Consider the following 13510-nt stretch of genomic DNA (forward strand, 5'->3'; position numbering starts at 1 on the left):
ATAGGTAACATTTTCCTATGCAAATGTATGATTTATTTTTGAATGTTCAAAATGTTTTTAAAAGTGTTACTGAAAAGCTATCAGTAATATAGGAATTGACTATAACAACTGCATAACAGCAATTACGCTTATTTCTTTTATATAGTTGATTGTTGTCATTTGTAAGCGTATAATTATCGGGCTACGTTTCATAATGTTATTACACATCATAACCTGACTATGCTTTTTAAATCATGGTTGCAATACAGTTGTTGTCCAGTTTTTTCCTTCTAACTGAAAAAGCGTTCTTTTATGAAACCTAGTTTTTTCGAATTCCATGCATTCTATTCTAATAGGTGCAATAGCAAATCCACCCCAGTTTTTGGGTTTCATGACATCTTTGTTTTTATATGCTATTTCGATTTCGGTAAACTTCTTTTTTAAAACTTCAATATTTTCAATAGCCGTTCCTTGTTCGCTGATCATGGATATGATGTTAGAATCCTTAGCTCTTTCATTAAAATACTGAGTTGCTTCTGTGTCAGAAATTTTAGTAGCATTTCCCTGAATTCGTATTTGTTTTTGGGTAGTTTCCCACCAAAAGGTCAATGCTACTTTCGATGATTGTGTTACTTCTAACCCTTTTCTGGATCGCAGTGGTCCTGTAATAATAAAAGTATCATTCTTAACTTCTTTTAGAGATACAAATCGAGCATTTGGATATCCATCTAATCCATTAGAAGAAATACAGCAAGCAGAAGGTATGCTAGCTGAACTCCTTTTAAGCTCTTCCACATACCACTCGTTAAATAATCGAAAAGGATCTTGACTCATGAGTTTTGCTGAAAGTATTGGTCAATTTCTTGTGTTTTTTGTTCTTTTTCCTGATCAGATAACCAACTTGCTTTAAAACTATTTTTTACTAAGGTTACGATTTGTTCTTTAGAAAGGTTTAAGGCATTAGCTATTCCTATATAGTTTTCATTCATATACCCGCCAAAATAAGCCGGATCATCAGAATTAACTGTTACTAATAGGTTTTTATCCATCATCTTAGTTATAGGATGATCTTTTAAGTCTTGTACTACTTTTAATTCTAGATTGGATAAAGGACATAATGTAAGTGGTATTTGCATGTCAACCAGTCTATTCACTAATTTTTCATCGTCCAAGCAGCGATTGCCATGATCAATACGTGTGATTTTTAATAAATCCAATGCTTCCCAGATATACTCGGCAGGACCTTCTTCACCAGCATGCGCAACGGTTAGAAAACCTTCTTCAATTGATTTAGCGAATACTCTTTCAAATTTAGATGGAGGATTACCAACCTCTGAAGAATCTAATCCTACTGCGCTTATCCAATCTCTATAAGGTAATGCCTGTTCTAATGTTTTAAAAGCAGAAGCTTCATCCAGATGTCTTAGAAAAGACATGATTAGTTTATAAGTAATACCTAGTTTTTCCTTTCCATCTTCTAGCGCAGCTCTAATTCCTTTGATAACTGTATCGAAAGAAATACCGCGATCTGTATGCGTTTGTGGGTCAAAAAATATCTCTACGTGTACTACATTTTGTTCATGAACTTTGTTCAGATATGCCCAGGTAAGATCATAAAAATCTTGTTCAGTAATTAGTACATTGGCACCTGCATAATAGATATCCAAAAACTCTTGAAGGTTATTAAACTTATACGCATTCTTTAGTTCAGAAACCGAGTTGTATGGAATCTTCTTTTGGTTTCGTTTTGCAATCTCGAACATCAATTCAGGTTCAAAAGTTCCTTCTATATGTAAATGAAGTTCTGTTTTAGGAATACCCTCTATAAATTTTTCTATTGAAATCATATTGATTTAGATTCGTGTGTTAATATCATCTTTTGGCTTAAAAACTATTTGTTCTCGATATAATCCGCATCAGGCGGATCACTCGAACTGACGTTTGTTTTTTATACCCATTGTTTATTTTGATTCAATTTCGGTACGATAACCTTAATATTTTATGTTCTTAGTATTTGTTTTCACAAAATTATACTTTTAAATCCTGAACTTTAGTCTGCAGCATTTTAATCTCATCCCGTAATCTAGCAGCCATCATAAAGTCTAGATCCTTTGCAGCTTTTTCCATTTCCTTTCGAACATTACGGATACGAGCTTCTAATTGATCTTTTGTGAAATATGCAGTTTCTTCTTCAGCTGCCTGTAATGATGGAGCTGTTTCGAATTGATAAGGTTCTACTTTTTTACCTGCTAATGCATTATCCAGGGATTTTTTAATAGCAGTAGGAGTGATCCCGTGTTTTGTGTTATAAGCGATTTGCTTTTCGCGTCTATAGTTGGTTTGATCAATTGTTAACTGCATACTTTTAGTGATTTTGTCTGCATACATAATTGCTAATCCGTTCACGTTTCTTGCAGCTCTACCTATTGTTTGCGTCAGAGATCTGTTATTACGTAAGAACCCTTCTTTGTCAGCATCCAAAATGGCAACTAAGGATACTTCTGGTAAGTCTAACCCTTCTCGAAGTAGATTTACACCAATTAGTACGTCAAAAATACCTTTTCGTAAATCCTGCATAATCTCTACTCGTTCCAAAGTATCTACATCACTATGTATGTAACGACATCGAATATCAATTCTAGTAAGGTATTTGGTTAACTCTTCGGCCATTCTCTTAGTTAGAGTTGTAACTAAGACACGCTCATCTTTTTCGATTCGTTTATGCATTTCTTCAATCAAATCATCAATCTGATTAAGGCTTGGTCGTACTTCTATTACAGGATCAAGTAATCCGGTTGGTCTGATAATCTGTTCTACATAGGTTCCTTCACTTTTTTGTAATTCATAATCAGCAGGTGTTGCACTGATATAAATTATCTGATTTTGAAGAGCTTCAAATTCTTCAAATTTTAAAGGTCTATTATCCATTGCAGCAGGGAGTCTGAACCCATATTCTACAAGGTTTTCTTTTCTGGATCGATCACCTCCATACATCGCATGCGTTTGCGGAATAGTTACATGACTTTCATCTATGAGCATAAGATAGTCATCAGGAAAGTAGTCTAATAAACAAAAAGGTCTAGTACCAGGATCTCTGCCGTCAAGATAACGAGAGTAATTTTCAATTCCAGAGCAATACCCTAATTCTTTGATCATTTCTAAGTCAAAATTGGTACGCTCTTCCAGACGTTTAGCTTCGAGATGTTTTCCTATTTCTTTAAAGTACTCCACTTGCTTACCTAGATCTAACGCAATCTGATCAATCGCTCCATGTAGAACATCTGGTGATGTAACAAACATATTGGCTGGATAGATATTCAACCGATCATATTTTTCAATAATTTCATTGGTTTGCACGTCAAAAGCTTCAATCTCTTCAATTTCATCACCAAAAAAATGTACTCTAAAAGCATCATCTGCATAACTAGGATATATATCTACGGTATCTCCCTTAATCCTAAAATTACCATGATTAAATTCAGCCTCAGTTCTAGAATATAAACTTTGCACTAACTTATGAAGCAGTGCTGTTCTGGAAACAATTTGTCCTTGTTCAATGGAGATGACATTTTTTTGGAATTCAACGGGGTTCCCGATTCCATATAGACAGGAAACCGATGCTACCACCAATACATCTCTTCGTCCTGAAAGTAGGGAAGAAGTAGCACTTAATCGTAATTTTTCTATTTCATCATTAATCGATAAATCTTTTTCGATATATGTTCCTGTCGTTGGTATATATGCTTCTGGCTGATAATAATCATAATACGAAACAAAATATTCTATTGCATTCTCCGGAAAGAATTGCTTAAACTCAGAATACAACTGAGCAGCCAGGGTTTTATTATGTGCTAGTACTAATGTGGGGCGTTGGACTTGTGAAATAACATTCGCAACAGTAAAAGTTTTACCAGATCCAGTTACTCCTAAAAGCGTTTGGTATCTTTCTCCTGCTTCCATCGCATTAACAAGCTGCTTTATCGCTTCAGGTTGATCACCTGTGGGTTTAAAATCTGACTTGAGTTCGAACTTCATTATATAGGCTATGTTTTCTGACTAAAGATACAGAATACTGTTATGATTTTTAAAACAGGATAGAAGTTTTAGGGAAAGTTTATCGAATTAAAGAAAAGCTTCCTTTTCGAACTCTACCATCACTTAATTCTACGCGGTACCAATATTCACTGGACGGCATTAAAGTCCCACTATAAGTTCCATCCCAACCACTTCCTGATGGAATCAATTGCTTAAGCAGTTTACCACTACGATCAAAAATGTAAATAACGGAATTACCAAGTACTTGTGATGATACTCCTCCTACATTCCAGGTCTCATGAAAACCATCTCCATTAGGTGTGAAATATTTTGGAAAACCAACAACAGATATGTTTTGAGTAGTTTCTGGTGTACATCCATTTTTATCTCTTACATACACGGTATGAAATCCTGGAGGAACATTAGTAAACGTAGCACTATCTTGATATGTTCTAATATTACTTCCATTATACGCTATTGCATACTCATAATCTCCTAAACCAGTAACATTGATGGTAATAGTATTATTATCTACTGCATCATTAATTTCAATAGGATCAATAATTGTTGCAGAACCTGAAAGAGATACATTTACTGTTCTATTTTTAGAACATCCTGTTGTTTGATTTGTTACGATTACATCATAAGTACCTTCCTGGGTTACATTGATAGTTTCTGAGGTGTCACCAGTAGACCATAAATAATTAAAGCCATTTGGGTTGATTCCAGGTTGTAAACCGGCATTTATAATTACATTTTGGTTTTGACATAAAATAAAATCTTCTTGTTCTTCAATATCAGGTAATGGATTCACAAATAATGCTACTTGATTTATTCCGAAACATTGATTTAGGTTATCTTCTACACGAGCATACACTACATCGGTACCTTGGGTTCCAGAAGTTATGTTGGTGTATAAGGTTATAGCATTTGTTTCACTTAATGCATCATTAATAGTTCCGTAATAGGTTACTACTAAATTCGGACTAGAAATACCAAAGAGGACTTGTGCATTTGCTTGTGTTAGGTCAAACTCTCTAAAACCATCTTCAGTACCATCATCATCACATGCAGATAAGGAGGCATTACTAGCGGAGGTTACACTTACCAGAAGATCTAGTGTGGAAATCCTAAAACAATTATTAATATCATTTGTTACACGAACAAATAATTGCTGATTGCTAGTTATGTTTTGGTACGTATCCGAGTTTGTAATTGATGGTGTCCCTGCATCAGCAGAAGTCATATTTTCAAAAAACAGGACAGTTCTATCAGAGTTTCCTCCAGTGATTTGATTTATTGCTTCATTCAGGTTGAATAGAGTTATACCATCTGTTGGATCCATATACTCATCGCATTGCGTTAAAGAAGATGGAGTAGCGACTGGTAATTGGTCTACTTGTAACTCAAAGCTAACTGTGTTTAAACATAATAAACCAGTATTTTCTTGAACACGTACAAAAATTGTCTGAGGGTTTGAAATGTTTGTATAAGGTGTTGTTTTATCAATAATAGCAGCGCCAGTATTAGCATCTATCTGAGATGTATGATATGTAAGTGTATAATCTATGGGATCTAAACCATTAAGAATTTCTGTATCCTTGTCACTTAGTAAAAAGGAAACAAATCCATTAGCGTCATTTCCATCACTATCGTTATCACATAAGATGAATGGATTAGGAGTGCTAATCGGAGGACCGGGATTTGTAATTAAAGTAAATGTATCTACAATAAAACATTCGGTAGTTGTGTTTTCAATTCTTACATAAATAGTTTGATTATTCTGAGTACTTAGGTATGGACTAGCTAATGCTCCGTTACCTAAACTGGCATCCTCTTCCGTGATATGATAGGTTATAACAGTATTTGTTTGAGTTCCCAGAATGGCAGCAGTATTACTTTCTAGATCAAAATTTGTCATACCGTCACTTGAATCTCCAATTATATCACATGCTGTAAGATCTAAATTAATCCCTGTTCCCGTATCATTTTCAGGACTATCAGGGAGTATTGCAGTTCCCGTAAATTCTAAATCAAAACCACCATTTTGAGAAAAGTTATCAATGAGGATATAGTATTCTTCTCCAGCAAGTGCATCTATAAATCGCACAAACCCATTACCAGTGGCTCCAGGACCTTCGCTTAAATCTGTTTCTGTATCATTAAGTCCAGTTAGAGTAGGTACTCCAGCTGCTCTGGGATTAGTAGAAGAACATCGAATGGAGCTACCAAGTGTACTACAAGTAACATTTGGGCCATATACTGCAAAATCATAATCTTCTTCGGCACTTGTGGACTCAGGTGTTATAGTAAAGGCTAATGTTCCGGATTGTACAATATTTACTCTTATCCATAGACTCTGACTTTCCGCAAAAGCACAATCAGGAGCATTATTACCTGCTAATGCAAAATCGTCAATACCTACACCATTAGAGTTTAATTCTAAATTAGTGTTCCCACATATGATAATGGCATTTGCACAATCTGTAGGTTCGTTTTGAGAATAGCCGCGAAAAAATGATATAAGAAGTACTAAAGTAATTAGTAATTTTTTCCTCATTTACAATTTTTGTTATGCTGCGAATATACTAATAATAAAATATTGTTCTTAAGGTATATTAGGATAAGGAAGTACTATCTAATTAAAGAAAAGCTTCCTTTACGGATTCTTCCATCACCAAGTTTTACTTGAAACCAATATTCGCTTGATGGCATTAATCTTCCTCCGTAAGTTCCGTCCCAACCATTTCCAGATGGAATCAATTGCTTTAAGAGTTTCCCACTTCGGTCATAAATATAAATGGTAGAATTACCAAGTACCTGAGAGGATATTCCCTCTACATTCCAGGTTTCATGAAAACCATCTCCATTAGGTGTGAAATATTTAGGAAAACCCACCACAGAAATATCTTGAGTATCTTCAGGGCCACATCCATTTTTATCTCTTACATACACTGTATGAAATCCTGGAGGAACATTAGTAAATGTAGCACTATCTTGATAGGTTCTAATATTACTTCCGTTAAAGGCTATAGCGTATTCATAATTACCAGACCCTGTTATATTAATGGTCACTGTATTATTATCAGAAGCATCGTTGATTATAATAGGTTCTAGTATGGTGGGCGGAGAAGATATGATAACGGTGACTGTACGATCTTTAAAACATCCTGTTAATTGATTTGTCACTGTCACTGTATATGTTCCTTCTTGAGTGACACTTATACTCTCCGTTGTTTCCCCATTAGGTAACCATTGATAATTAAAATCACTAGAATTACCAGATTCTAGTCCTGAGTTAATAACAACATTTGTTCCTTCGCATAAAAATGCTTCACCAATTTCTTCTAAATCTGGTAAGGGATTCACAAATAATTGCACTTGATTTATACCGTAACATTGGTTTAAATTATCTTCCACTCTGGCATATACAATATCTTGCCCTTGAGTTCCAGCAGTACTATTAGTATAAAGTGTAATAGGATCAGTTTCACTAAGAGCATTTTCATTGGTTTCATAATAGGAAACAGCAAGATTAGGACTCGCTATCCCAAAAAGAATTTGAGCATTTGCCTGTGTCAGATCAAATTCTCTAAACCCATCTTCTATACCGTCATCATCACAGATATTTAAAATTGCATCACTTGCAGATGTAGTACTTACTAATAAATCTAAAGTAGAAATTCTGAAGCATCCTGTTAAGTCATCTGTTACTCTCGCATACAATTGTTGGTTGGCTGTAGTGTTTTGATATGTATTTGTATTAACTATTGAAGGTGTTCCTGAATCCGCAGAAGTCATATCTTCAAAAAATAAAACCGTTCGATCTGTAATACCTGTTGTGATTTGATCAATTGCTTCATTTAGGTTGAATAGTGTAATTCCATCATTGGTATTCATATATTCATCACATTGTGATAAAGAGGTACTATTAGCAATAGGTAATAAATTTATGGTTACAGGAATTTCTAAAGTATCAAAACATGTTGTGTTTAGAATATTTTCAAGTCTAGCATACACTGCTGTCATTGTATTAGAAAGCACTGCATTAGTAGGATCGGCAATTGGATTTGCATTATTCTGAGCATCTATAAGTGAGGTATGATAGCTTATAGCATAGTCTGCAACATTCTGACCATTATAAATGTCAGCGTTAGCGATCGTTAAATCATATGTTATCATACCATTAGTGTCATCACCATCATCGGCATTATCACAGGAAATTATAGGATTGGTGGCAAAAGCCGTTGGATTATCAAAAATTTCAATTTGAAAACTTGTTGTGCTGTAACAGTTAATGTTTCCTGTATTTTCAATTCTGGCAGCAATTGTCTGTGGATTATTCTCGGTTGTGAAATTTTGAGGTAGTACATTCAGATCAGCATCGGCGTCTAATATCGTTCTGAAGTAACGAATCTGGAACTGATTAGGATCTTGAGTTCCTAAAATTGTACTATCATATACTGATAGGTCCAAGTCGGTTATACCATCATTATTATCATCACAAACGATCTCATCTGCAGGAGTGTTTTGGACTATTGGTATTTCAAAAAAGGTTACATTAGCTACTCCAACCAAAGGACAACTACCATCATTTAAGTCAACTTCTAATCTATAATTTCCAGTGGTAGTTATATCCAGAAAAAAAGTATTGTTTGCAATCTGCACATCATTCACGAACCAAGTATATGTAGCTGTTGTAATATCTTGATATTCTAATCTGTAACTATCTCCTTCACAAAGTATAAGATTTACATTGTTAGGATCTCCACTGTTAATAATGTCAATGGTCTGCGCAAAAATGGATTGAATAAATGGTGGTAACCCTATTCTAGATCCTCGATTTCCATCTACATTTACTAATAATCCGGTATCACTATAGACAATATTAGCTGCTACTTCTTCCGGGTTTTCTATGACTCCTAGATAATTTCCGAATCCGGAGCTAAAATTATATAAAGCTCTATAAATTCTTCCATCCGGCCCGAGCTGTAATGCTCCAGCACTAAAACCTGAGGAATCTTGTCCATTTTCATTCGCAATTCTTGTTCCACTTGCTGCGATCTGATTGTTAGGTAATGTAAGGTCAAATTGCATCAAAAATCCATTTCCTTGGCCACCATCACCTATACCTACTGTTGTATATAAACGTTCTCCATTTTGTGAAAATTCTATGCCATAAGGAGCGTCACCATCATATAATTCAATTTCATTACTTACAATTCCTGTATTATTATCAAAATCATAAAATAATACTTTTCCAGGTCCATCTCCGCCTGTTACATTGGTTAACCCAAAATGTACTACCGCTAATTTATCTCCTTCCGGAGAAGCTTTTAGGTATCCTAAAGCGTTTCTTCTATATCCCGAAATAGGCACAGTAACGCCAACTTGCGAGGTTATAGGAGTTGCATTTACACCAGTTTGATCCACACTAAAGGCATAATAGGTATCAATAAAATGGGTAATCACCCAAAAAGAATCGCAATCATCACTTTTTACAGCAGTTATTTTTTCAGAACATCTATATAAGCTTTCTTGAGTATCAGATGTGTCATAGGTAACTAGTGGTATATTTTTTTGTCCGGAAACTACTGCTCCATTTCCTCCGTCCAAGGACATATCGACAATAGAATATAAAAGCCCATCATTCACTCCATCTCCGTCTGATGTGCTGGAATTATTATCTGCATTAAAGTGATGAGGTTCATCTACAGTAAAAACAATATATATGTTAGGTGTATTGGGCTGTGGAACGATCAATGCAGATGAAGTACTGGAAGTATCTCCTCTCAGATCTGTTCCATTCTGCATTACTCCATGATTTCTTGTATAAATTGTAGAACCGTCTGTATAAAAAAGAAGACCGCCGGTTGCATCAGAGATTGTAGTACATCCTTCTAATGTATTTATTCTTCCATCAGTAAGTGGAGTAGGAGGTGTCGTACTAAAGTTTATCCCTGCATTTTGTCCAAAATACCAGTTATTAGCTTCTCCTTGTGCATATAATGAAGAGCCTAATAAAAATAAAAGGACGATCGATACGTATTTCATGAGTTGAGTTCAAAAACTCAAAGATATTATAAATCTCTCTTTTTAAGAAGATAATATGAAAGTCTCACAAATATTACTGTCCAAACTAACACAATTAGTATCTCATACCAGTGTACGGCATAGTCTCTTTGAAAGTTTTCTCCCAATTGATTTGCAGCTGATTGTATAACATTTAATCTGGTTACTGGTTCATTAATCAGATTAGACATGCTATCTAATGGCAAAAAGGGTATAATTTTATCCACAATGTCAGAATCAAATTTCCACTTAATTAATCCGGAGAACAATCTAAAAGCCCCTTCTATAAGTTGCCAAAAAATTAGAAAACCAAGAGCAAAGGCAGAACGTTTAATAAGTATACCTAAAAACATACAGAAGGAAAAGAATCCCACTAGTTTTACAAAATATGCAAGGATAAATTCTAAATCAGAAAATATAATTGAAACCTCATTATAGTCAGAAAAAACAAGTCCCAGAATCAAAGAAACTAAGAATAAGAATACTGTAGATATAAATGAGAAAACAATAACAGTAAGAAACTTAGAAGCTAAAAATTCTTTTTTGCTTAACCCATCTATTAAATTTTGTTTTAGCGTTCTGTTAGAGTATTCGTTGGCCATAATAGAAACAATAACAATTGCTAAGAAAAGCTTTAACCAAGCCGCTATCCAAGAGTTAACATGCCATATATAAGGGAAATTAAAGATTCCCTGATCAGCTAACCTAAAATTAACCCCTCCAAAACTGAACTCATAAGAAGCTATAAGTGATATAAGGAGTATTAAAATAAAATAGGTAATGGTAAGTACTTTAGCAGACTTATTATATCGTAATTTTTGAAATTCTATATTGAGTAATCGTAACATTGCTTTAGTTTAAGTTGTTGGTTAATTGTAAGAACTGTTCTTCCAGACTTTCTTTTCGTTTTACAAGATGCGTTAACGTAATACCAGCTTCATATAACTGCTTGTTCAAACTTTCTGCATCTAACTCACGATTTAAAAAAGCAATGAGCTTATCGTCTTCTTCTTTAATATTGCCAAAAGTACTTTGGTCAGATAACCATTTCTTGAGTACACTGTTTTGATTACTGTTTAGTTCAAAGAAACCATAACTGGCATTCATTTCATCAACAGGACCAGAGTATAGTTTTACTCCTTTGCGAATGATAACTACATGACTACATACTTTTTCTACTTCATCCAATAAGTGGGAAGCAAGAAGAATTGTAGTTCCCTGAGAAGCGATTACCTTAATAATTTCTCTTATCTGATGGATTCCTTGTGGATCTAAACCATTTGTAGGTTCATCTAGAATAAGAATTTCAGGATCGTTTAGTAATGCCGATGCAATAGCTAAACGCTGCTTCATACCAAGAGAGAATGTTCTGAATTTACTGTCTTTTCTATCCAAAAGACCAACAAGTTCTAGCTTTTCTTCAATTTTATCAGTTGCAACTTCTTTAATCTGACATACTAGCTTCAGATTTTGAGCGGCAGTCATATAGGGATAAAAATTAGGACGTTCTATAATGGCTCCAACTTTTTTAAGAGCTTCATGAGTAGATGTATTTCCATCAAACCAGGTAAAATCTCCTGAAGATCTATTTACAACATTAAGAACAATACCGAGAGTGGTTGATTTACCACTTCCGTTAGGTCCTAGAATGCCATACACATTTCCTTTTTTAATGGTAAAGGAAAGGTCATTGACAGCGGTTATCGGTCCGAATCTTTTGGTAAGATTCTTCAAAGTTAGAATGGTTTCCAATGGTGTTTTTTTTTGGCGGTTATATTAAACAAGACGACCAGTGTTTGTTTTTGTTACAAACATTAGTTGGAAAAAGTATTTAATAATGTTATTAGGATCCTTGAAAAACGTAAAAAAGACCAACTCTTTAGTTGATCTTTTTTACATTAAATTCTTTTGATATTTTAATCTAAAATGATTTTTTTACTTAGTTGTCTCTGATCTTTTAGCGATAGCGTAATTACATAGATACCACTACTAAGGGAATTGAGTGAAATATTCCCTGAGGAAATTATATTCTTTTTTTGTAGAACTTTTCTTCCATTTATATCATACATATTAATGTTTTCTACTTCCATACTTGTTTGTGATATATTATATGTTAATATTTTGTTCTTTACATAGAAATAATATCCTTCTTCTTCAAATTCAGGTGTAGAAAGTGTTGCATCATTTTTTGCTATTTCAATTAGGAATTCACTACATAATTTAGCAAATTTTGTAGCATGCTCAGCAGTTCCTGATATGCTAAAAGTATCATTTCTGGTATGAATATTTGGATTGTACTGAGAAAAATTAGCTTCAAAAGGAAAGGATGCTGGGTATCCTTGACTGTTCCAACTTGCGTGATCAGAACATCCATAGTTACAAACCGCTGTGCTATAGGTGAGTTGGTGATTTCCAGATGTGTTATAATGATCCATTAATTGTTTAAAAAAGTCATTAAGAGTACTATCTGTATTATCGTCAATAAAATAAACATCATTGGCAGAACCATTATAATTTGTCATGTCGAATTGACCTACAGCAATTACATTAACATTGTTAGTTTTATAATCTGCTGCAATTTCTGCTGATCCTCTTAGTCCAACTTCTTCTGCGGCATATGCCATCACTTCAATAGTTCTTTTGGGTTGAAAACCAATTTCAAATAATGTTCTTGCTGCTTCCGTAATCGTAGCAATACCTGATGCGTCATCATCAGCTCCTGGAGCGTCATTATTTCCCTGAGAAGAAGTAGAATCCAAATGACCACCAACAATTACAAACTCATCTGGGAATTCAGAACCTTGAATGGTCATAACTACTGATTTCATTGGGGTACTATTATGGCTTACTAATCTAACACTAACATCTGTTCTGTTGTAAGTAGAAGCCATAGTTTCCCATTTTGTTTTTAGATCCTGCGCAGATTGATTAGCGGAATTAGAAGTATGGTATCTTGTTCCGTAATTTTCTAGTTCGGTGATATGGTTTTCAATGTTTTGAGTATCAATAGCATTCATTGCTTGATTTACCATAGTATCCTCTGTTATAGTAAAGGCCATTTTATTAGAAACCGCTTTTATATCATCTTTTTGCAATGATTGTTTTGCTTCAGTTTCTGATGATTTATAGATAAACCCAGGTCCATGAACTAAAACGCGACCATGTAGTTTATGGCTTACTTCTTCAGACATGAAAACTGCAGCTTCGTTTCTTCGTTTAGCTATAATTTCTATTTCGTTAGGATATTCTTTTTGTAATTCCTCAGCATCTATTAGCGCCATCGTAGCATAGAAAGAGGAGGTTTCTTGTTGAGCAAAAGTAAGTGGAATTGATAATGAGTATATTATTAATAGTGAGAAGAGCTTTTTCATTTTAAAGGTTTGTTGAGTTTAATATTAGACTATAAAGATAAATATTTGATGGG

Annotated in this window: 8 protein-coding genes; all 8 read right to left on the reverse strand. The window is 34.2% G+C overall.

What is annotated here, in order from left to right; translation table 11 throughout:
* Positions 1-231 precede the first annotated feature (231 nt).
* The 8 genes from Q0975_RS19730 to Q0975_RS19765 all read right to left on the reverse strand — a co-directional run bounded on the left by Q0975_RS19730 (position 232) and on the right by Q0975_RS19765 (position 13457).
* A complete protein-coding gene (locus Q0975_RS19730) occupies positions 232-813 on the reverse strand; it encodes a pyridoxal 5'-phosphate synthase (RefSeq protein ID WP_299439838.1) in 582 nt (193 codons plus the stop codon).
* Positions 810-1826 (reverse strand): adenosine deaminase, encoded by a 1017-nt coding sequence (locus Q0975_RS19735; protein ID WP_299439840.1) that lies wholly within the window; start codon positions 1824-1826, stop codon positions 810-812. Before Q0975_RS19735 ends, Q0975_RS19730 begins: the two co-directional genes overlap by 4 nt.
* A 181-nt stretch (positions 1827-2007) precedes the next feature.
* Complete coding sequence (gene uvrB, locus Q0975_RS19740) at positions 2008-4014, reverse strand: excinuclease ABC subunit UvrB (RefSeq protein WP_299439842.1); 2007 nt, start codon at positions 4012-4014, stop codon at positions 2008-2010.
* A 79-nt stretch (positions 4015-4093) separates the two neighbouring features.
* Positions 4094-6574, reverse strand: a complete 2481-nt coding sequence (locus tag Q0975_RS19745; RefSeq protein WP_299439844.1) for a T9SS type B sorting domain-containing protein — start codon at positions 6572-6574, stop codon at positions 4094-4096.
* Between the two features lie 74 nt (positions 6575-6648).
* Positions 6649-10068, reverse strand: coding sequence for a T9SS type B sorting domain-containing protein (locus Q0975_RS19750; protein ID WP_299439846.1), 3420 nt, complete (start codon positions 10066-10068; stop codon positions 6649-6651).
* A 26-nt stretch (positions 10069-10094) separates the two neighbouring features.
* On the reverse strand, positions 10095-10934 hold the full coding sequence (locus tag Q0975_RS19755; protein ID WP_299439848.1) for an ABC transporter permease subunit: 840 nt from the start codon (positions 10932-10934) through the stop codon (positions 10095-10097).
* 4 nt (positions 10935-10938) lie between these two features.
* Positions 10939-11838 carry an ABC transporter ATP-binding protein gene (locus tag Q0975_RS19760; protein ID WP_299439850.1) on the reverse strand — a complete coding sequence of 300 codons (900 nt, stop codon included), beginning with the start codon at positions 11836-11838 and terminating at the stop codon, positions 10939-10941.
* Positions 11839-12002: 164 nt separating this feature from the next.
* A complete protein-coding gene (locus Q0975_RS19765; RefSeq protein ID WP_299439852.1) occupies positions 12003-13457 on the reverse strand; it encodes a M20/M25/M40 family metallo-hydrolase in 1455 nt (484 codons plus the stop codon).
* Between the last annotated feature and the right edge of the window lie 53 nt (positions 13458-13510).

The organism is uncultured Aquimarina sp. (assembly GCF_947500065.1).
In the GTDB taxonomy this organism is placed as follows: Bacteria; Bacteroidota; Bacteroidia; order Flavobacteriales; family Flavobacteriaceae; genus Aquimarina.